Below are 20,946 nucleotides of genomic sequence, written 5' to 3' on the forward strand. Positions count from 1 at the left end.
CGGTCAGCTCGATCGGCACGCCGCGTAGCGTCGTTCCCAGTTCTCGAGGTGCGAGCGCGACACCGTGGTGCCGAACGACAACCGGTGCAGCACATCGGATCCAAGGTGATGCAACTCGGTGTGCGCTGCCCACTGCTGTGTTGCCCAGTCCGGTTCGTTGTGCGCTGCATCGATTCCCGCCATGGCGGCGCCGCGAAGTTCGAACTCCAGATCTCGACACAATTCTGCACTCGGCGCACGCTCTGCCGCCCGAATGTCGGTGAGCAGCACGCCGAGCAGTCGCGCCACGCGCCCGTCGACCCACTCCAAAGTTCGGCGATGAGCACGGCGGCCCACAGTCCACAGCACGATCAGTGCGACCACAACGCCGACTGCTGTTTCGATCATTCGACTCAGGACAAGATGCTGCACGGTGCCGTGTGCGCCACCGGCGGCACCCAGAAGGATCGCCATCGGCGTGATGAAGATGACGGCGACTCCGTAATTGCGCACCAGGAACAGCTCGATTCCCAACTGCAGCACAGCAAGTACCGCCACCATGGCAAGGCCGGTCGGGCTCCACAGATACACCCCGCCGAGCACGAGTAACCCGAGAACGGTCCCGCCGATCCGGTGAATCCCCCGATAGGTTCCCAGAATTCGATCCGGCCCCTGGTGGAGAACCATCGCGGCTGCGATCACTGCCCAATCCGGTCGGTCGATTCCGAGAAGAACCGTCAGGCTTCCCGCTGCGATGCAGGCAAGAAGTAGCCGGATTGCAGTGATCGTCGCTCGACTGGACGGATTGCAGGCCCGCAGAAATCTGTACCGGATCGTCGGGTCGGGCAAAGGCGGATACACACCTACCTCGTCGATGTCGAAAGCTGCGTCCGCCATCAACTCCGGGTCGTGATCGTCGGCCAGTGCTCGCGCCATCCGCATCTGCGCGCGCTCCAGCTCACGAGTGAGCGGATGATCGGTACCGACAATCTTTCCGCGGTACAGGCATTGCCATGCATCCTGAAGTCGCAGCGCGGCAGCGTGACGGTTCGCTTGATCTGTCGCCGCCACGTATTCGTCGACGGCCGACACGGCCGCGTCGACGGCAGCGTGTTCCACCGCTCTCGGCGCCCACAGTATCCCCGTCATGGATACGAGTAGTGCGCTCGCTCCGCCTACGGCCGTCCACAGAGCAACCTCTGTCGGCGGTTGTCCCGGAGTGGCGATCACCGAACTGATCTCTGTCGTCAACAAGAGGAAGAACGCTCCTGGTGGCCCCAATCGCAACGCGTCAACGGTGAACGCACAGGTCGACACCACGACTGCCATGACCAGAATGACGAGTATCAGGAGAGCCTCGGGGGCCCCTTCGGAAATAGCCCGGTGGATCGGTTCGCCCACCGATGCGCCGATGAAGGAGAGAACCGTCAAGGCCAACGCGGCAATGCCGACGGCTTTCCACCGGCTCCGGTATGGCCGGCCTTCACCGTAAATCGAGGCGAAGGCTCCCAGCCCGACGAGAAGCGACGCAGAGCCGTATCCGAGAAGCGTCGCGATTGTCGCCGGAATCGCGAGGGCGAGCGCCACCCGAACGGCTCCTGGAAATCGGTTTCCCACCGGCGGCAATCCGAGCAACACACTCCGCGCAGGCCGTGGTGCGGGAACAACGGCAGGCTCCCCTGGTGGTGCGTCCTCGGGGTTCACTACCCATCCTTCGAGCCGAATATCGTGTGAGACGTTACTGAGCGTAGATCAGCGTCTCTGTCGCTTTGACAACGAAGGTCACCGTCGCGCCCGGTACGAGATCGAGCTCGGCCGCCGCTGCTGTCGTGATATCGGCTGAAAGTCCCGGCTGTCCCTCGTCGTCCTCGGCTCGTACCCGAACCGTCGAGCCTCGATTCTCGATCTCGGCAACGGTGACGTCGAACGCGTTGCGAGGGCTTCCGTGCGGCGGATGGAGATACACCGACACAGCACTGGGTTCGAACATCGCAACTGCTGGGCTACCCACTGGCACAGCCACTTCGGCAAGGCCGGCGATGGCGGTACCACCAGGAGTTCGGATCGCGCAGTCCTCGATCATGACGCCACTACGCAGATTGATTCCGGCAATCCTGGCGGCAAACGTACTACGAGGACGCGTCAGAACCGTCCGGACATCTCCACGTTCGACGACGCGTCCACCATCCATAACCACGACGCTATCCGCGAGCGCCAAGGCATCAAGCGCATCATGAGTCACCAGAACGGCTGTGCGGTTACCGGTTCGCAGCACTCGTCGCAGCAAGGAACGCAGCGCCGGGGCCGACGATACGTCGAGTGCTGACATCGGTTCGTCGAGGAGCAGTAGTTCAGGCTCAGCCGCCAGTGCTCGCGCCACTGCAACACGTTGTGCCTGTCCCCCGGACAGCTGCGACGGTTTCCGATCCGCCAACTCGCCGGCGTCGACGGCGCCGAGCCAGTGGCGGGCCGCCTGCGCGGATTCACGACGAGACCGCCCGGCACTGCGCGGTGCAAACGCGACGTTGTCCATGGCACTGAGATGAGGAAAGAGCAGTGCGTCCTGAGCGAGCAGGACCGTCCCACGTTTATGCGGAGACACGCAGACTCCGGCAGCGGTATCGGTCAGCACCCGTCCATTGAGTTCGATTCGCCCACGATTCGGATGATGCAGTCCCGCAACAGCAGCCAGCACCGTCGATTTTCCGGCGCCGTTCGGACCGAGTATCGCTGTCACCTCACCGGCGGCAACGTCGAACGAGGCGATCACGTCGCGTTCGGGGATTTCGACATCCACGTGCAGGCCGCTCACAGTGATCCCGCCGATCCGCGCCCACGGACGGCGACGACGATGACCACGGCAACAACAACCAGAACCAGCGAAAGTGCCACGGCAGCATCGGGATCGCTCTCACGTTGCAGGTAGATCTCCAGCGGCAAGGTGCGGGTGACTCCTTGTAGGCTGCCGGCAAACGTCAGCGTCGCACCGAACTCCCCCAACGCGCGCGCAAAGGCGAGTACGGCTCCCGAAACCAGGCCGGGAATCACCAGAGGCAGAGTGACGCGTCGTAGCACCGTGGTCGGCCTGGCTCCGAGCGTTGATGCCACGGCCTCGTAACGAGTGCCTGCCGTCCGCAGTGCCCCTTCGAGACTGACCACCAGAAACGGCAGCGCGACAAACGTTTGTGCCAGAACAACGGCGGTCGTGGAGAATGCGATCTGAATTCCGAGCACTTCCAACTGCTCCCCGATCAGCCCTTTGCGGCCGAACGTGTAGAGCAGCGCGATTCCGCCCACGACCGGAGGCAGGACCAGCGGCAGCAAGATCAGTGACCGCAGTACCGACAGTCCGCGGAAACTGCTGCGCGCCAGCACCACAGCCATCGGTACCCCGAAGAGAATGCAGAGCACTGTGCTCATCGCCGCGGTCTTCAGGCTCAGCTTCAGAGCCGCTATAGACGACTCCGAGGTCACGAGTTGCCAGAACTGCGACCATTGCACCGTCTGCAGCATCGCGAGCAACGGAACTATCACGAAGGCCCCGCCGATCACGGCAGGGAGATAAATCCATACCGGCAGCCCGAGCGGAGCACGGACTGCCGGTCTGATTCGCATCACGGAGCGGCAAATCCTGCATTCGTCAGAACAGCCAGACCCTTCGGGCCACTCACGAGATCAACGAACTTGGTCGCGGTGGTGAGGTTCTTCGAATCCTTCAGTGCTGCAACCTGGTACAGGTTGACAACGGAAGCGGCCTCGGGGAAGGCGATGGTCTCGACCTTGTCGCCCGCCGACTTCGCGTCTGTTACGTACACGATGCCGGCATCTGCCTGACCTGAGGTGACTTTGTTCAGCACGTCGGTTACCGAGGACTCCTCACTGACCGGCTTCAGGCTTTCACCGCTCGCTTCTTCGACCTTCTTTGTGGCAGCCCCGCAGGGAACCTGGGGAGCACAGATCACCAATTGTGTTCCCTCCTCGGCCAAATCGGCGAACGAGATGATTCCCTTCGGGTTACCTGGCGGCACCACGATCGTGAGGGTATTGCTCGCAAAGTCGGAGGGCGTACCTGCAACAACTCCAGCGTCGGTGGCCTTCTTCATGTTTGCCGCATCAGCCGACGCAAACACGTCCGCGGGAGCGCCCTGGATGATCTGCGCAACCAGATCCGACGAACCAGCGAAACTGAAAGTAACTGTAGTTCCGGGGTTTTCGGCCTCGAATTCCTTGCCGAGTTCGGTAAATGTGTTCTTCAGCGATGCCGCCGCAAAAACGGTGATGTCGCCGGTCACGGTTGCCGAAGTACTGGCAGCCGCCGTCGACGTCGAAGGTGACGAGCTGTCCGAGCTACTGCAACCGCTCACCAGAGCAAGCGAGAGAACACCTGAGGCAACTATTCCGATCGCTTTTTTCACTGATTTCCTCACTGCGTTTTCAACGTTGACGGGGTTTCCACGATCACGGTTGTGGCTTTGACTACGGCAACCGCGATGCTGCCGACTTCCAATCCCAATTCACGAACGGCGTCGGTGCTCATCAGCGAGACCACGGTGAACGGACCGCACTGCATTTCGACCTGCGCCATCACCGTGTCGGTGACAACCTTGGTCACGAGGCCGGCAAACCGGTTGCGGGCCGACGTCCCGGTACTGAGCGGATCCACGGGAGCGGGAGCCGCGTTGGATCGCGCAAACGCAGCCAGTTCGGCGCCGTCGATCACCTTGCGACCCGAATCGTCGGTTGCCGCGCTCAGCTGCCCGCTGTCGATCCATCGACGCACGGTGTCGTCACTGACACCCAGTAGCCCGGCCGCTTCGCGTATTCGTATGTTGGGCACCTCATGATCGTAGGGCTCGCAGCAGCCCCGAACAAGCCAAAATGTCCGCAAGTGCGTTAAAGATAGATCAATTCATCCGCTCTTGCGGAGTTCTACTCTTGAGACCACGGAACTCGGCAGGAGTCGGTACCGAATCCCTGTTCCGTGATTCCCAACGCGGAATACATTCGCGAGCGCATGTTCTCCAGCCCGATCTGATAGGTCAGCTCCACCACGCCTGCCCTACCGAACCGACTCTCGAGGTCCGCAACCTGCTCGTCGGTCACTCCGTGCTCACCGTGTGGGTCGCCTGTCATCGCGTCCGCGTACGCGATGGCTGCTCGCTCGTCCTCGCTGTAGAGCGGCGAGTCTCGATAATGCTCAATCGCTTTCAAACGCTCGACGTCAAGGCCGTCCAGACGCGCGAGCATCGTGCCGAAGTCGACGCACCACGAACAGCCCACGGTAGAGGCGACTCGGTAGACCGCCAACTCCCGGACACTCACCGGCAGAACTTTGGACGCTTTCTGCACTGCCATTTCATGCCCGGCGGCCGCCAGAAACAGCTTCTTGTGGTTCGCGAGCACGGCAAACGGTTCAGGGACCTCGTCGAACTGCCGGGCGGCGAACTTGTACGCCACTTTGATCAGTGGTCCGCCGTCACCGGGCGCCACTGCGGGTATGCGGGGCATGACAACCTCCGTAAGTCTGCGGCACCACAATCGGTGTCACTTACAGAGTGGAACGAATACCGCGTTCTAAACGTGATCGTCTCATCGAGGAGCCTTATCGCCGGAAAGTGCCGAGTCGATTCCGCTGATCTCCGTAATCTTCCAGTCGTCTCCACTGTCGATGGTGAGTTTGTACGTCGCTGTCGACATGATTCCCTCGGGAGCTTGACTGTTGGTGGTCATGACACTGACAAAGCAGTCCACCGAATAAATACCGCCGTCACCCGCTACGGCCTTTGCGGATATCGGTTGCGCAGTGGATGTCCACTGGAGCGGCGAGATGATCTGCTCCATCGACGACGACGCTTGTGTCAACCGGTTGGAGAGTTCCGCACTGGTTCCCTGGGTCAATCTCGCTCGCCAGGCCGGCAGGTCCCGAAAGTCCATCTCCGCGGCCCCGGTCGCATAATCCAAGGCGATCTGTTCGGCCTGTGCTCGACCGGCTTCTGCCGAGTGGATCGCGGAGAGTTCATCCGACTTGGACCGAAGCTGCCACGTCACCGCCGCAAGACCGATCACCAGAAATGCGACGACAAGACCGAGTACAAGGGGTTTCAACGCCACCGTTCGAGGTACCGCGCGACCGGAATCGGTTGACGATTCGGACGTTCGGGTATCGGTATCGACTTCAGCAGCAGTTTCGGTAACGGCGGTATCCTGCATGATTTTTGCCTTTCGTTGCATCGTGCCTTGGTGATGAACAGTCAGCCCGGAATTCGTGCATGAACGGTCAACGCGTCCCCGGATGCGGTAGCCGCAAGAATGTTGTCGAGCAAGCGCCCGATGTCGACGGTTCGTACGGAGGCGGCGCCGGCTTGTACTGCGGGAAGTAGATTCACTCCGATCGCTTCGATGGACGGAGCGGTTTCGTCGAGGAAAGTCTGCAACTCACCCAGAAATGGGCTGACACCTTCCGCGATACCGTCACGGAGAGGTCCCTTCACCACCGCAAAATGAATTCCGGTCAGAAGGTCGTGGAATCCCTGGCCGAATTCTGCGACCTGAGGAGTTGAGTCTCGTAGTCCCGCTGGCAGGGTGCCGCTCTCCATGAGAAGGGGTTGCAAGGTCTCGAACAGCGTAGTGACGTTGTCGGATTGCTGGGCCAGTGTGGCAGCCAACAGCTCTCCCGCTCGGCTGAGATTGTTCAGCACAGCAAAGTCGTCGGGCAGCGCGATGTCCACGGTCTCGAAAATCTGCTGTACCTGAACCGGATCCACCTGCTCGAGCAGCCTGGTCAACCGTTCGGACAGTTCCTTGAAAGTTGTCGGCACCACGACCTGGGACTCCGGAACGCTGTCCCCGTCCTGCATGAACGGCCCGGATTCCGATGGCGGAAGAACCGAGAGATACGACTCGCCGAGCGCAGAAAGATTGTCGACGCGAAAGACGCTGTCGACTGGAATGCTCTGCCCACGTGTGTAATTCCATCCAACTTCGATGCTGTCCGCTGATGCGCTCACTTCGCTGACGTGCCCGATTGCCACCCCTCTCAACAGCACCCTCGAACCGACCACAAGACCGTTGGTGTCGCGGAGCTCCATCCGAGCAGAATTCACATTTTCGAACGCACCGAACTGCAGACCCGCCTTACCCATGTACACGAATGATGCTGCCGCGATGGCAATCATCCCGACGACGGACATCAGTGTCTTGCCCCTCATTTCAGTCTTGCCCCTCATTTCACTGCTCCTAGTAAACGAAGGACGTTCTCGGCGTCGGCGATCACTTGGTCGCCGCCTGACGTTTCGACGGACTTGACGTCGATCGAAGGGTTTTGCGCAAACGGAATCAAGGTGGTGCGAAGGAAATTCGCTACGGTCACCGATGTCCGTGGCGCTTCTACCAACGTTTCACCGATGGAATCCGCCGAGTCGGCCATGGAGTTCAACATCGGCACCATCCACAGTCCGCCTTCGTAGACACTTCCGACGGACGGAAGGATCTGACCGATGTGCGATACGACGGAAATCGCCACACGGCGCCAGTAATGGACTGCTGACGGGTCGAATATCGTGGCCAGTTGTTCCCCACGATCCGTCATCGAGAGCGCCGTTGCATTCAATCCGTCCAAAGTCCGGTCGATTTCACCGGTGCGACCTGCCAGGTCGTGCATGTCCACTGCCACGATCGACGCAAGGTCGTCCACTGCGGCCTTCGACGGCATCACACTGTTCACCCGGCCCATGACGTCTTCGATCTTCTGGATACTTCCGCCGTTCACGAAGTTCGCCAGAACTGCGATAGTGTCCTCGAGCTGCGGCGGAGAGATGGTTCGGCTGACCGGAACGATGCCTCCGGGTGGGATTGTGCCACCGGGAATCTCGGGGTCTCGGGTTATCGCGATGTAGGTGTCTCCGAGAAGCGTGTCCTGGCGGATAATGGCACCCGCATTCGCGGGGACCCTCGTATCGGTTCTGATGCCGGCATGAACGGTCACGATGTTGTCGGACACTTCGAGTGAGCGCACTTCGCCCACTCGCAAGCCATCCATTATCACGTCTGCGCCGGTCGGCAGGTTCATCACACTCGAGAATTCCAGCATCATCTCGTAGCCCTCACCGATACCGCTTCGCGCCGAGGGCAAATCGTCCGGCCCGAGCGAACAAGCCGACAGGCTCGACAGGGCTGCACCACACGTGATGATGCACAGTAGCTTTCGAACTCCGGTGATCATCACATCAGTTCCCTTCCAAGAGAACAAGGTCGAGCAGACTGACTACTGGAACGTCGGTCGCGGAATCCAACTTCACAGTCGCCGGCTGGTACGCAAAGCTGACCTCGTTCTGGTTCGACGCCTGCTGGGTGAGCAGCGGGGCAACAGATGGAATCGAAGATATTAGTCCGGCAAGATCTTTCGACTGAGTTGCCGCCAGTTTTATCGACGCTGTGGCGTTTCCGTGCATGAAGGACCAAATATCGGCGCCGTAACTCTGCTGGATGTCGTCCAGCGTCGCGACCAGCCAGCCGATACCCTCGCACACTGCAATAACTCCTGGCCACAGCGAGGGCCCCGCTGCAACGATGTCGGGAAGTTGCTCGACAATCGACCGGATCGAACTCCAATTCTGCAGCGCGTCTTCGGAAAGCGGGGCCATGTTCGCAATAGCCGAACCGATATCGGCAATGAGTTTGTCTGGATTCGAGGCAGCTGAGGCGGCATGTGTCATCAACTGCCGCGCATTCTCCCCTTGCCCCCGAAGTGCTTCTTCAAGTCCAGCCACCGTGGCAGCGACGCTCTGATTTCCGTCGTTCGGCGCGATTGCGTCGATGAAATCAGCAGCCGAACCAGTAATCTCGGAGATACTCTTCGGAGTGTAGCTGTGCTCCAGCGGAATACAGCTCCCCGAAGCCAGCTCCGGACCCGTGCTGTAATTTCCCACCAGTTCGAGGGTGCGATCGGCCAGGATCGACTTCGATCGCGTAACCGCGCGAACATCTGCCGGATACGCTCGTCCGGAAGCCAACGAGAAGGTCACCTCGACATGGTCTCCCCGGGGTTCGATGGACTCGACTCGACCGACCTCGTATCCCATCTGTGTCACCGGGTTCCCGGTATACAGACCAATTGCGTCGGGCATCTCCGCGCAGAATTGCGAACGGTCCTCACTGGTGACAGCTGTGGCCGCAGCAACGCCGGCCACCGTGACAAGAGCAACTCCGACTAGGGCACCCACAGTCAGGAACACACGTGAATTCTTGGTCATATCAGCACTTCCGTCCGGGAACCGGAACACAGATATCGGATGCCATGAGTTGACCTCCCGCAATGGTGGCCAGGCCGTCAGGTGTCAACCAGGCTGCGAGTTGCGACCTCATCGTTTCGAGATTGGTGATCGTCGGTCCGACCGTGGTCTGGAAATCCTCAATGACGGACTTCGCCTGGTTCACTGCGCCGAGCACCTCTTCCTTGTGGTCGAGGTAATACGACTCGAAGGGCGCAAGTGTCATCAAGACCTCGCCGAGCAAACGATAAGCCTCGTTGAATCCCACGTGAGTGGTGTTGTACGTGGAGAGGACGATGTCTATCTGCCGGATGAGATCGAAGACGAATTCGCGGTTGGCATTGAATGTCTGGGTGTACTCCGCGGCGAGCGCGGCGACGGTACGGACTTGCTCACGTTGTTCGTCCATGATTCGGGCGATACTCGTCATTCCCGAGATGACCGAACCGACCGAGGACGGGTTGTCGCCGAGGGCCCGAGCGACCTCGTCCAAGTTTGCGTCGACCGTCTCGCCCTTGACGTTGTCCGTCGTATTCGGTGCAGCTTGAAGCACGTCGCCGATGGAGTAGGGAACCTGAACCTGCTCCATCGGAATCGGTTGGTCGCCGATGGGTATTTCGCCGAGAGGAATCAAGGTGATGGCATACCCGCCGACCGGCGTGAGCATCCGCACTTCGATGCGGGAGTCGGACCCGACCAGGACGGAATCTTCGATCTCGGCTTCCACCACTACCGAATCCGCCTCCATCGACACCGCGGTCACCGATCCGACGCCGATCCCGGCGACACGTACGTCCTGACCGACGGTAATCGCCGACGCGTCGGTAGTCCTGAACGAGAAGGTCTTCCGTCCGAGCGGGTTGAGGTAGAACACCGTCGCGAGGACGATCACAATCACCAAAGCCAGTACAACTACCGAGCCGTAGGCAACCTGTCGCCTCACCTCCGACTCCGGTCCGGGCGGCATGCGCTTTCGAATTCTGGTCAAGGGTTGCATACGACCACCTCGATACCTCTCAGCAAAACCTTGACCTCACTGGGCAATTGAGCAATTCCGTTGCTGCACTGCAATGCATCGGGACCCTGTGGTGCGGCGTTGGGCAATTGAAGGCCGGCAAAGGCCACGGGCAGAAGTCGCAGAGCCTCCGCAGCATCGGGCATCGACGAGAACGCGTCCGACATCATCTTGTCGACGTCCATTCCGGGGTGGAGCCCCGAACCGTCGATGAGACGCTTTATCGGAGTGAGAAACTCGGGTCCGAACTTCGCTGTCTTCGGAAACTCGTCGAGCACCGACATCGCTTTTGCAAGCGGAAAACTGACCGACTCCAGGAACTCCACGACTTCAGGCGAACGACCGCCCATGCTGTCGGAAATACGAGCGAGATTACCGGTGAGTGTGGACAACACCTGTTCGCGGTCGTGCGCGAGATCAGCCAGCTTCTGGGCGTCGTCGAGCATAGGAGCCAACCCGCCGCCGTCACCTTGCAAGAGCGCAATTGCGTTCTCGGTGAAGGTATTGATGTCGTCTGTGCTCATCGTGGCCAGCACCGGTTGCAGTCCGTTGAACAGCGTCGTGATGTCGAAGGACGGATGTGTCCGGTCGGCTGAGAGCGACTCCACCGAATTGCCCGCAAGTGCCGGGAATTCCGCATCGATATAGCGCACGCCGGTAAGGTTCTGATACTTGACTGCCAGGATTGTGTTCTCGGTCAGGTCGTAGTCGGTCTCCATGGTGAAACGGACTTTCGCAACGCTGCGCCCATCTTCACGAACAAGATCGACACCCTCGACCTTTCCGATCCGAACACCTTGTGTCCTTACGTCCCCATTGATGCCCAAACCCGATACGTCGGTGAATTCAGCACTATAGCTTCGTGTTTCACCGGACACCGGGTTCTTCATCGCGCTCACCACAATGACGAACAGCAGTGCCGAAATCAGTACCGCGACGGCAAGCTTGATCAGCGTGACGGCATACTCCGAACTGATTCTCACTCGCCTGCTCCTTCACCGAGGGGCGCGGACGCGCGTGTGATTCCGAGAGGTACCGCCAAAGACGGAATGTCGTCGAGGACGATGCGCAGATCGAGGCGCTTACCCGTATCCGTGTCGGAAAACGCACTGTCGAGGCTTTCGATCGCTGCTCGTAGTCGCTCGGGCCGCGCGCCGTCCTCCCGAAGGTGCGGGATCATGTCCGCGATCGTCGCAACCACCTGGGTTACCGGCGTCAATTCTTCTCCGTGCGAGGCCAACAGCGCGCCGGCTTGTCCGAACAATTTGGTTGCCGCCAATGCAAGTCCTTGATCTGCCTCGTCCAAGAGCGCGTCGTCGACTCCGATCGATCCGTCCGGCTTCACGTTGAACACGCTGTAGTAGATGCTGGTCAGTGCGTCGATCGCCGATCGGTTGAACGCCGGCATCTCGTCGAGAACGTCGTTGAAGTACCCGAGGAGATCGCTCGGCAGCTCTTGCTGAGTCTGAGCGACCCGGTCGGCCACAATCAGTCCGGCGTCGAACAAAGGAGTCAATCCGTCGGTATAGCGGATCGTCTTGTTCAGCGTGGTGATCATGGAATCGGTCAAGGTGCCGTCAATCGTCAACGAGCCCTTCTCGATCATGGTGGACATCGTGAAGTCGCCGAGGGGAAGCCGCTCGAGTGTCGCCCCGGACGCCAATGCAACACCACCGGAACGGCTGACCAGATTCACGGCCGTCGAGCCGAAGTAGTTGCGGGGCCGGAAGTCGACGTCGAATGTATCTGTGAGTCCGCCGATTTGGTTGTGATCGAGCTCCAAATCCAAGCGAACGGATTCCGAATCCGTCCGCTCGAGACGGACCACCTCCCCGACCTCGCCACCACGCAAGATGACTTTGGTGCCGGTTGTGACACCCGGTCCCACAAACGGGACGTCGATGCTGATCGGCATCCCACTGGGTTCGTCGAACTTCGGAAGGATCCAGACTGCGGAGACGACTATCGCACATGCCGTTGCGATCACACCCAGTCCCGCTGACTGCAGAACCTTGGCTTGCCGCCTCGGCACCCCACGCAGGAAGTCCTGACTGCTCGATCTGCTCACCGCATCATCCTTTGAACGCCAACTCGGGGCTGAGGCCCCAAATCGCCACAGTCATGAGAAAATTGAGAACAACAATTGCGACCAAACTCGCCCTGATCGCCTGCCCAGACGCAGCACCGACGCCGGCCGGACCGCCGCTGGCAAAATAGCCGTAGTAGCAATGGATCATCGTCACGACACCACAGAAGATCACGGCTTTGAGTACCGAGGCCGCCAGATCGGGAACACTGAGAAATTGACTGAAGTAGTGATCGTAGGTGCCCGACGGTTGGCTGTGAAAAGTCTTGATGATGAAACCACCGGTGATGAAGCTGACCACGAGTGCCATCAGATATCCCGGAATGACAATCAGCATGCTGCCGATCAACCTGGTACCCACCACAAACGGAATTGCCTGTAAACCCATCGATTCCGTGGCATCGATCTCCTCGGAGATCCGCATGGCGCCGATCTCCGCTGTCATGCGGCACCCAGCCTGCGCTGCGAACCCGATACCGGTGATGATCGGCGCGATTACCCGGACGTTGCCGAAAGAACCGATAATCCCGGTAAGTGCTCCGAAGCCCAACAGATCGAAAGCCATGAAGGCCTGAATGGCAACTACCGCTCCAACTGCGACACCGAGGAAGAACATCAAGCTCACGACGCCACCGTCGACGATCAGAGAACCGTTGCCCCACGCCATGTTGTTCATCGTGGTCATCGTCTGTTTCCGATAGTGCCGAACGGTTTTCGGCAACAGCGAGATCGTCTTGGCAGTGAACACCGCGGCTTGGCCGACTTCCTCGACACCGCGTGATACCGCTTGCCCCACGGCGCGAGCAGGACGCAACAGCACTCCGCCGCCCGTCATGCCAACCTCGCCGGGAAGAACATCATCTGCAGCTGACTGACACCCAAATTGGTCATGAAGATACAGAACACGCTCAGGACAACCGAGGCGTTGACGGCATTCGCCACACCCTTGGGTCCACCCTTTGCCTCGAGGCCACGCAGGCTCGCGATCAAGACCACAATGGCCGCGAACAGTACCGACTTGAGTACTGAGAACACCAAATCCGTTGTCGTTGCGAATGAACCGAACGACTGCCAGAAACTGCCGGGGACCACGTTGTTCACATTTGCCGAAATAATAAGTCCTGCAGCAACACCGGCGGCAATAATCGAAACGCACAACATCGGGGCGATGGCGATCATCGCGATGAATCGCGGAACCACCAAGCGCTGGACAGGGTCGATTCCCATCACTCGAATAGCTTCGATCTCTTCGCGAATGGCACGCGCGCCCAGGTCCGACGCGATAGCGGACGCTGCGGCACCACTCATCAGCAAACCGGCTGCCATGGGTGCACCCTGACCGACAACACCCAAACCGCTTGCGGCACCGGCAAGCGAATTGGCGCCGACCTGATTCATGATTCCGCCAACCTGGACCGACACCTCCGCACCGATCGGCACTGCCATCAGCAATGCCGGCAAAGCTGTCACTTTGAGCAACTTCCACATCTGCTCGGCAACTTCACGGACAGGAAGCCGGAACGCCGCGATGTCGGTGACGGTATATGTGAGGATCTCTGCCGCCAACTGAGCGGAACGTCCCAAGGTAGCCAAGCTCCGCATCGGGGTTTCTGTCAGATAGGTACGCAGCCTAGCGATCATGACGTATGGCTGTCTCCGCACGGGTTTGTGCGACACCGTCGCCGACTCGTGGGGCAGCATGTCTGTTCCTGTTGTCATGACGATACGAACCAATCGTCTTCTACCACGGGAATCTCGCCGGTCACAGAATCGTCGTAATACGGTGCCGCCACGTCGGATTCGAACGACTCCGAGGCAAGACTTTCCCGAATGGCTTCCTGCGCGAGCGGTGGGAGGGTGTGCATGATCTGACGGACCCGCTCCTGACGACGACGAACAGCCTGCCGCTCCGGATTACCGGGCGTCGCCTTCATCTGCGGCACGATGCCCTCGACGTCGTCGACACCACCGGCATGGTGACCGGCATCCACGAGCGCCTGCTCGTGCGCCATCTGAGCCTCGTCCTTCTCCTCCGACATACCGATCGGACCGATCATCGTGCCGTTGAGGAACTGCTTGACCACCGGCTCATCCGAGGTGAGCAACACCTCACGAGGACCGAACATCACCAACTGACGGCGGAACAGCATCCCGATGTTGTCCGGCACCGTACGAGCAAGGTTGATGTTGTGCGAGACAATGAGAATCGTCGCATCGGACTGAGCATTGATATCGATCAACGTCTGACTGATGTACGTCGTACGCACCGGATCGAGACCCGAGTCCGGCTCGTCGACCAAGATGATCTCCGGATCGAGCACCAACGCGCGAGCCAGACCGGCACGCTTACGCATACCACCGGAAATCTCACCCGGAAGCTTGTCCTCCGCACCGACCAGACCCGTCAGATCGAGCTTCTCCATCACGATCTTGCGGATATCGGATTCCGACTTCTTCGTATGCTCACGGAGCGGAAACGCGATGTTGTCGTACAAATTCATCGAACCGAACAACGCACCGTCCTGGAACAGCACACCGAACAACTTCCGAATCTCGTAGAGCTCCTTCGAGGAACACTGCAAAATATCCGTGCCGTCGATCACGATGGAACCCTGCTCGGGGCGGAGCAAACCGATCAAAGACTTCAAGAACACCGACTTGCCGGTACCCGAGGGCCCCAGCAATGCGCTCACCTCACCAGCGGGAAGCGTCAACGACACGTCCTGCCAAATCCTCTGCGACCCGAAAGACTTGGTCAGCCCTTCGACTACCACTTCAACACCCATACCGAATCCTTTTCTGTTTGTCGCACCGCTCTTCAGCTCGGAATTTCGATGTTGATCGAATCTCCGATGCTGGTCGATGCTTGGCAATCGAGAATCGGGAATAGCCTGCGCACTACTGTCTTGTGGGGCGGCAGACAATCGGACGAGCTACCTGCTCGTCTTGGAAAGATCGCACAATGCGCTCTGGCACATCAAGATCCGGCGTTCTGTAGCAGCGAGAAGAAGCTGCGATACTCACTGCCGGCACCAGTTGGTTCAAATCTTAGGACCTTAGCCCCTACCGAGTCAATGAATTTGGCCAATAAAACTACAAATTGTAGGTAAATTATCGCGCGACGCGCGCCATACCCCGTGCTACGTCGACCATCTCTGCCACGTCGACGATCTTCAACCTCGGCCGCCCGTGAACCTTGCCCTGCTTTCGTTCATGGGCATCGATCTTCTTCCAGCCCTTGAGATCTACCAATTCAGGCTGGCGGCTGCCGACCAGTTCCATGAAGTCTGCGGTCGAATGACGTGGGGCCTCGAGCCTCCCCTCCAGATAATCGCGAACAATGTGTTGTGACGTCTCGATCGAACACGGCCGATTCGATCCGATGACTCCCGACGGCCCACGTTTGAGCCAACCCGCCGTATACACGCCGGCAACAGGTTTACCCGTTGATGGATCCACCACAGCGCCGCCCTGATTCGGCAACACTCCGCGCAGCTCGTCGAACGGCAAGCCTGCGATGCGAACACCCCGAAAGCCTATGGACCGCACGAGTAATCCAGCCTCGATGTTCTCGAACTCTCCCGTACCGACGACAACAGGTTCTCCGCCCGGCGAGTGAACGGTATTTCGCTCGACACGGATCCCGCTCACCCGCCCGTCGCCGAAGAACGACACCGGAGTCCGATGGAACTGCAGGTGAATGCGGCGGGTACCGGAGGACGGAATTGTACGAGCGTAGTTGTCGACCATGGACGCTTTGATCCGGTGAAGTGCACGCGACTCCGGTTCGCCCTGCTCGAAGCCTGAAGCCGTAACCTCCACTCCTGGTATCTGCGACAACCCGAGCAGTTCCGGAGTACTGAACGCCGCGCCGCCCACACCGCGCCGCCCCAGTACGATCACCTCACGAATCCGACTGGCAGCAAGCGATTCCAACGCATGGTCGGCGATGTCAGTGCCAACCAGTCGAGCTACATCGCTGGTGAGCACGCGTGCGACGTCGAGCGCGACGTTGCCGTTACCGACCACGACGGCCCGCTCGCCCGAGAAGTCGAACTTGCGCTCTGCATGGTCGGGATGACCGTTGTACCAAGCCGAGAACTCGCGCGCGGAAACACTTCCCGGCAGGTCCTCCCCCGGAATACCGAGTGAATGATCAGCCGGCGCACCGGAGGCATAGACCACGGCGTGATGATGAGCGAGTACCTCGTCATGCGAGAGATGCTGACCAACATCGACATTGAGAAGAACAGCACAGTTCTTCCGCGAAAGTGTCCTTGAAAACGCTGTTGAAATCAGCTTGGTCTTTGCATGATCGGGGGCCACGCCGTATCGAACCAAACCACCTGGCGTCGGAAGGCGTTCGAGAATTGTCACTTCGACGTCGATTCCGGCGCTCGACGACAACTCTTCGGCAACATAGCAGGCGGAGGGACCGCTCCCGACTATCGCAACGCGCAGTGGGTCTCGCGCGGCGCCTACTGACACTGCCGCCACGGGCGCCTTCGCTACTTCTTCCACGACGTCCGGCGTGATGTCCTCGTAGTACGCGGCATTGATTGCTGCGAATACCTCAGTTTCCGGGGTGAGGTCCTCGGGAGGGACTATCGCGTCAACGGGGCACTCGTCGACGCACGCACCGCAGTCGATGCACGCAACAGGATCGATGAACAACATCTCGGTACGAATGTAGGCCCGCTCCGCCGGAGTGGGATGGATGCAGTCCACCGGGCAAACGGACACGCAACTTGCATCATTGCAACAGGATTGGGTCACGACGTGGGCCACTGGACACCCAGCTTTCTGCTTTGTTTGCGCGAGACGACCAACATCTCGACAAATGACGTAATACAGAGAATGTAATCTGTATCACGTGGCAGGTCAACTATTTCGGGAAACTAGCCGAAATGGCTGATCGTCCAGTTCCGTTGCTCATCAATACATTCCAGCTTGCAGAACCGAGTCCTCGATCGCAGACATACAAAACAGCCCCGCATGCGTGAGATCCGCATACGGGGCCGGTAAGCCGTCAACCTGGATTATGTAACGAGTCGGGCGTCCGCGGCCGATGTATCCGTCACGATGCCCGGAAGGAGAAAGGTAGTCAGCATGCGTCGGTGCTCAGGGTCGTCGCTGGACCCGAAGTCCATGCGCCCCACAAGAATAAGCTCGACCAATGTAATCCACTCGCAAATCTGCTCATCGGTGAGACCGTCGCGAATCTCTCCGCGTTCTCGCGCCTCGTCGATCAGCGGCTCCCACATTTCCAAGGTCAGTCTGGTCGCCAGACCTGAACTCCCCAGCAGGGCTGTAGCCATGTTCATGTGTTCCGGGCTGACAATCAGCCGGATCAAGTCGTCCTTGCGGCCTCTGTCGACCAAGAAAATCAATCCGTCGACAATCTGCTCGGCAAACGTCGCGCGCTCGCGAAGGTACGCACGAGCCTTGTCGAACAAGCGTCGCGACCGCGTCTCCACCATCGCTGCGATCAAGGTGTCCCGGTCGCGGAAGTACCGGTAGATCGTGGGCCTCGAGACGCCCGCTTCCTTGGCGATGTCGTCCATCGTGGTCTTAGCGATGCTGTACCGCTGAAATGTCGCTTCCGCGGCCTTCAGGATCTGGGCGCGCGCCTCGTCTGCATCCTCACTGAGGACACCACCACTTCTCCGCCGCGCCATACCAACCCCTTCTGGATACTCGGCACAGCGCCGAGTAGTTTGCTTGTCAGGATACAAGAATCGACATTTGTCCGTACCCGTCCCCTTCGCTCTGAACGCAACCGGCCCTGCTGGCGCCTGAGCAGGCGTAGCAGGGCCGGCACAGCCAATCATGACGCCAGAGCGTCACCGTCGTTTCACGAACCGCTCGGCAACGTCGGCGTACTCCGATCGAATCGCCGTCTTCGACAGCTTCCCACTAGGCAACCGTGGCAACGGTTCGTCTCGAATGACGACGTATCGGGGCACCTTGTAGTCGGCAACCAACCGATCACAGTGCTCGATGATCGCTGCCTCGTCGACGTCGCCGCTCACGGTCACGACGGCCGCAGGGGTCTCGCCGAAGCGCTGATCCGCTGCGGCAATAACTGCAACCTCGTCCACCCCGTCGATCTCACCGATGACACGTTCGATCTCGACCGGCGAAACATTGATACCGCCCGTGATGATGAGATCCTTCAGCCGATCGACAAAAGCAACTCGGCCTTCTTTGTCCCGTGTTCCGAGATCGCCACTGTGCAACCACCCATCACGCAAAGCGGCAGCGGTTGATTCCTCGTCGTTCCAGTATCCCGGCGTAACTCCGGGACCACGCAGGAGGATTTCACCCTGCTCGCCGGGATCCGCCTCGGTACCGTCCGCACGCACCACCTTGACCTCGGTGAAGATCGAGCCGTTCCCGCACGAATCCGGATGATCGAATGCTTCTGCCACCGGTGTTGCAGTTGCGACTCCGCCGGCTTCCGTCATCCCGTAGATCTGCCGTAGTGCAACACCCTTGTCCGCCCAACGCGCTAACAAAGCGGGCGCGACGGCGGCTCCTCCGACGATGGCGGTCCGCAGTGAGGATAAATCCGCCTCGGCAAATTCCGGTGACCGAGAGATCGCGTCGAAGATCAGTGGAACGCCGAAGATTGCCTGAACCTGGTGCTCACCCAACAACTTTGCCGCACGGCCTGGAACAAATTCTTTCTCGATGACAATCGTTCCACCGAGCACAGTGGTCATCAGCAGGCCCCAGACAAGGCCAGGCGTGAACACGAGGGGCAGAACCAGCAGCGACGTCGAACCCGGTCGAAGACCTTCCTCGGTGAGAGAAGCTTCGAACACGATGTTGAGCAACGTGCGGTTGGTGCAGATCACGCCTTTCGACAGACCTGTCGAGCCACTCGTGAAGATCAGCGCTGTCGGGTCCTCGGGCTCCGTGTCGATCCGGTAATCGTCGACAGCGCCGTTCCGGAGCGTGGTGAACTCGCCGAAGTCCCTGATGCCGAACGACGCGCCCAGCGCCTTGGCCGCCTCGACGCCGTCTGCGAACTCCGCCGGCGTAATGACAGTGATGGCCCCCGAATCATCAACCACCTTGCGCAGTTCGGCAGGCTTGAGCCGTGGGTTGAGAGGGACCAGGACAGCTCCGGACTTGATGACGCCCAATGCAATTGCCGGCCACTCCATCGAGTTGGGTCCGAGAAGCCCCACTCGATCGCCTGGATTCACACCGGAGTTCGACAGGTCCCGTGCTACGCGACTCGACCAGTCCTGAAGCTCTCGATACGTCAGCGACTCGTCTTCGATGACGATTGCCGCGCGATCGCCGGATGTACGAGCCCACCACGCCAGCGCGGAACCGATAGTTGCGGACATCTCACGTCTCCGGGGTGAATCGAATCGGCAGACGCGCGCAGCCGCGAACCTGGCTTGAATGCAGAATCGGCGGGTCGGAGTCGACGAGGTCGTAATCCGGTATGCGACGGTGCAATTCCTCCAGCGCAATGGAGAGTTCGATCCGCGCGAGGTGCGAACCGAGGCAGCGGTGAGCACCTGATCCGAACGAGAGATGCCGGTTGGGATGACGTTCGAGATCCAGTTCGTCGGGATCCTCGAATTCCGCAGAATCGCGGTTGGCCGAGCACAGCATCAGAATGAGCTGATCACCCTTGTGGATGGTCACGCCGCCCAATTCGACATCCTTGGTGGCGCAACGGCCGGGGACCACGGCAGCTTCGATACGAAGGATCTCCTCGACCGCTGTGGAAATCAGTGTGTCGTCGTCGATCAGCGCGTCGCGCTGCGCCGGATTGTTCACCAAGTGAATGATGCTCCACGCCAATGATCCCTGCACGGTGTGCAGTCCAGCGATCAACAGCAGGAAGAACATCCGGTTGAGCTCTTCGTCGGTAAGCAACCGCTTTCCGTCTTCGAGTTCCACTTCCGTGTGAATCAATGTCGAGGTGATGTCGCTTCCGGGGTTTGCACGACGCTCGTCCACCATCTTCTGGAAGTATCCCAGCATCTGCATTCCGGCCATCGCCCGTGCCTGTTGGGATTCTTCCTCGCTGGCACCCGGCTTTCCGGTCAGAACCGTGTCCGTCGCTTCGGTGAACAACGGGGCATCCTCGACCGGCCAATCCATCAGCGCCAGAAAGACTCTGGTGGGAAGCTCGTGCGCAAAGTCCGCGATGAACTCCGATTCTCCGGCTCCCGCGAACTTGTCGATCAGTTCGTTGACGAGTTCGCGAATCTGCTCGGTGAGCGCTTTCATCCGGTTCGGGCTGAAGAGCGGCTGCAGCGCGAGGCGGTATCCGGTGTGCTCCGGCGGATCAAGTTCGATGGGGATGAACTTGCCCATTCCACCCGGGCCGGTGACAAGGTTGTTGGGGTAACTCGAGAACGTCTCGGGATCTCGGAGAACCTCGTGAATTTCCTTGTAGTGCGTGACAATCCAATGTCCGCCATGTGCGGTGGAGTAGACCACCGGACCTTTGCCGGCCAATTCCGCCACCCGCTCCTGCACGGTGTCGACCGGCTGGGCGAGCGACGGATCGTAAATGTCGAAATCGACCACCAGATTCGTGGGCGCCTGTTCTGTTGTTGTCATCG

20 protein-coding genes are annotated in these 20,946 nt (G+C 59.8%); all 20 read right to left on the reverse strand.

Annotated features, from left to right (window positions below):
• Window positions 1-3: 3 nt before the first annotated feature.
• On the reverse strand, window positions 4-1,683 hold the full coding sequence (locus FEZ60_RS33065; RefSeq protein WP_172935738.1) for an FUSC family protein: 1,680 nt from the start codon (window positions 1,681-1,683) through the stop codon (window positions 4-6).
• Between the two features lie 34 nt (window positions 1,684-1,717).
• The gene (locus tag FEZ60_RS06045; RefSeq protein ID WP_095888359.1) at window positions 1,718-2,791 is read right to left on the reverse strand and encodes an ABC transporter ATP-binding protein; all 1,074 of its coding nucleotides are present in this window, start codon (window positions 2,789-2,791) and stop codon (window positions 1,718-1,720) included.
• Window positions 2,788-3,594: an ABC transporter permease gene (locus FEZ60_RS06050; protein ID WP_045068977.1), complete on the reverse strand. Its 807-nt coding sequence runs from the start codon at window positions 3,592-3,594 to the stop codon at window positions 2,788-2,790. The genes FEZ60_RS06045 and FEZ60_RS06050 overlap by 4 nt, the downstream gene beginning before the upstream one ends.
• The gene (modA, locus tag FEZ60_RS06055; protein WP_172935739.1) at window positions 3,594-4,394 is read right to left on the reverse strand and encodes a molybdate ABC transporter substrate-binding protein; all 801 of its coding nucleotides are present in this window, start codon (window positions 4,392-4,394) and stop codon (window positions 3,594-3,596) included. Before modA ends, FEZ60_RS06050 begins: the two co-directional genes overlap by 1 nt.
• A gap of 8 nt (window positions 4,395-4,402) precedes the next feature.
• Window positions 4,403-4,816, reverse strand: a complete 414-nt coding sequence (locus FEZ60_RS06060; protein ID WP_033234071.1) for a TOBE domain-containing protein — start codon at window positions 4,814-4,816, stop codon at window positions 4,403-4,405.
• A gap of 92 nt (window positions 4,817-4,908) precedes the next feature.
• Window positions 4,909-5,487, reverse strand: a complete 579-nt coding sequence (locus FEZ60_RS06065) for a carboxymuconolactone decarboxylase family protein (RefSeq protein ID WP_033234070.1) — start codon at window positions 5,485-5,487, stop codon at window positions 4,909-4,911.
• Between the two features lie 81 nt (window positions 5,488-5,568).
• Window positions 5,569-6,189 (reverse strand): hypothetical protein, encoded by a 621-nt coding sequence (locus tag FEZ60_RS06070; protein ID WP_242484458.1) that lies wholly within the window; start codon window positions 6,187-6,189, stop codon window positions 5,569-5,571.
• A 41-nt stretch (window positions 6,190-6,230) separates the two neighbouring features.
• The gene (locus FEZ60_RS06075; RefSeq protein ID WP_242484459.1) at window positions 6,231-7,205 is read right to left on the reverse strand and encodes an MlaD family protein; all 975 of its coding nucleotides are present in this window, start codon (window positions 7,203-7,205) and stop codon (window positions 6,231-6,233) included.
• A complete protein-coding gene (locus tag FEZ60_RS06080; RefSeq protein WP_172935741.1) occupies window positions 7,202-8,200 on the reverse strand; it encodes an MlaD family protein in 999 nt (332 codons plus the stop codon). The genes FEZ60_RS06075 and FEZ60_RS06080 overlap by 4 nt, the downstream gene beginning before the upstream one ends.
• A gap of 4 nt (window positions 8,201-8,204) precedes the next feature.
• Complete coding sequence (locus tag FEZ60_RS06085; protein ID WP_172935742.1) at window positions 8,205-9,230, reverse strand: MlaD family protein; 1,026 nt, start codon at window positions 9,228-9,230, stop codon at window positions 8,205-8,207.
• A 1-nt stretch (window position 9,231) separates the two neighbouring features.
• On the reverse strand, window positions 9,232-10,191 hold the full coding sequence (locus FEZ60_RS06090) for an MlaD family protein (RefSeq protein WP_317540733.1): 960 nt from the start codon (window positions 10,189-10,191) through the stop codon (window positions 9,232-9,234).
• A gap of 41 nt (window positions 10,192-10,232) precedes the next feature.
• The gene (locus tag FEZ60_RS06095) at window positions 10,233-11,246 is read right to left on the reverse strand and encodes an MlaD family protein (protein ID WP_346343336.1); all 1,014 of its coding nucleotides are present in this window, start codon (window positions 11,244-11,246) and stop codon (window positions 10,233-10,235) included.
• A complete protein-coding gene (locus FEZ60_RS06100) occupies window positions 11,243-12,331 on the reverse strand; it encodes an Mce family protein (protein ID WP_172935743.1) in 1,089 nt (362 codons plus the stop codon). The genes FEZ60_RS06095 and FEZ60_RS06100 overlap by 4 nt, the downstream gene beginning before the upstream one ends.
• A 4-nt stretch (window positions 12,332-12,335) precedes the next feature.
• Window positions 12,336-13,184 carry an ABC transporter permease gene (locus FEZ60_RS06105; protein WP_172935744.1) on the reverse strand — a complete coding sequence of 283 codons (849 nt, stop codon included), beginning with the start codon at window positions 13,182-13,184 and terminating at the stop codon, window positions 12,336-12,338.
• Window positions 13,181-13,990 (reverse strand): ABC transporter permease, encoded by an 810-nt coding sequence (locus FEZ60_RS06110; protein WP_242484460.1) that lies wholly within the window; start codon window positions 13,988-13,990, stop codon window positions 13,181-13,183. The genes FEZ60_RS06105 and FEZ60_RS06110 overlap by 4 nt, the downstream gene beginning before the upstream one ends.
• A gap of 74 nt (window positions 13,991-14,064) precedes the next feature.
• Window positions 14,065-15,135: an ABC transporter ATP-binding protein gene (locus FEZ60_RS06115; protein ID WP_172935746.1), complete on the reverse strand. Its 1,071-nt coding sequence runs from the start codon at window positions 15,133-15,135 to the stop codon at window positions 14,065-14,067.
• 325 nt (window positions 15,136-15,460) lie between these two features.
• Complete coding sequence (locus FEZ60_RS06120) at window positions 15,461-17,137, reverse strand: FAD-dependent oxidoreductase (RefSeq protein ID WP_172935747.1); 1,677 nt, start codon at window positions 17,135-17,137, stop codon at window positions 15,461-15,463.
• Between the two features lie 251 nt (window positions 17,138-17,388).
• On the reverse strand, window positions 17,389-18,027 hold the full coding sequence (locus FEZ60_RS06125) for a TetR/AcrR family transcriptional regulator (protein ID WP_172935748.1): 639 nt from the start codon (window positions 18,025-18,027) through the stop codon (window positions 17,389-17,391).
• 165 nt (window positions 18,028-18,192) lie between these two features.
• Window positions 18,193-19,710, reverse strand: coding sequence for an AMP-binding protein (locus tag FEZ60_RS06130; RefSeq protein ID WP_172935749.1), 1,518 nt, complete (start codon window positions 19,708-19,710; stop codon window positions 18,193-18,195).
• Window position 19,711: 1 nt separating this feature from the next.
• A complete protein-coding gene (locus FEZ60_RS06135; RefSeq protein ID WP_172935750.1) occupies window positions 19,712-20,944 on the reverse strand; it encodes a cytochrome P450 in 1,233 nt (410 codons plus the stop codon).
• Between the last annotated feature and the right edge of the window lie 2 nt (window positions 20,945-20,946).

Source organism: Rhodococcus sp. MS16, from assembly GCF_013277795.1.
In the GTDB taxonomy this organism is placed as follows: domain Bacteria; phylum Actinomycetota; class Actinomycetes; order Mycobacteriales; family Mycobacteriaceae; genus Rhodococcus_F; species Rhodococcus_F globerula.

Coding starts and splice junctions, on each gene's coding strand:
- FEZ60_RS06110 (WP_242484460.1), bottom strand. CDS start 13,990: ATGATCGCTAGGCTGCGTACCTATCTGACAGAAACCCCGATGCGGAGC.
- FEZ60_RS06105 (WP_172935744.1), bottom strand. CDS start 13,184: ATGACGGGCGGCGGAGTGCTGTTGCGTCCTGCTCGCGCCGTGGGGCAA.
- FEZ60_RS06135 (WP_172935750.1), bottom strand. CDS start 20,944: ATGACAACAACAGAACAGGCGCCCACGAATCTGGTGGTCGATTTCGAC.
- FEZ60_RS06115 (WP_172935746.1), bottom strand. CDS start 15,135: ATGGGTGTTGAAGTGGTAGTCGAAGGGCTGACCAAGTCTTTCGGGTCG.
- FEZ60_RS06050 (WP_045068977.1), bottom strand. CDS start 3,594: ATGCGAATCAGACCGGCAGTCCGTGCTCCGCTCGGGCTGCCGGTATGG.
- FEZ60_RS06080 (WP_172935741.1), bottom strand. CDS start 8,200: ATGATCACCGGAGTTCGAAAGCTACTGTGCATCATCACGTGTGGTGCA.
- FEZ60_RS06075 (WP_242484459.1), bottom strand. CDS start 7,205: ATGAGGGGCAAGACTGAAATGAGGGGCAAGACACTGATGTCCGTCGTC.
- FEZ60_RS06125 (WP_172935748.1), bottom strand. CDS start 18,027: ATGGCGCGGCGGAGAAGTGGTGGTGTCCTCAGTGAGGATGCAGACGAG.
- FEZ60_RS06065 (WP_033234070.1), bottom strand. CDS start 5,487: ATGCCCCGCATACCCGCAGTGGCGCCCGGTGACGGCGGACCACTGATC.
- FEZ60_RS06130 (WP_172935749.1), bottom strand. CDS start 19,710: ATGTCCGCAACTATCGGTTCCGCGCTGGCGTGGTGGGCTCGTACATCC.
- FEZ60_RS06070 (WP_242484458.1), bottom strand. CDS start 6,189: ATGCAGGATACCGCCGTTACCGAAACTGCTGCTGAAGTCGATACCGAT.
- FEZ60_RS06085 (WP_172935742.1), bottom strand. CDS start 9,230: ATGACCAAGAATTCACGTGTGTTCCTGACTGTGGGTGCCCTAGTCGGA.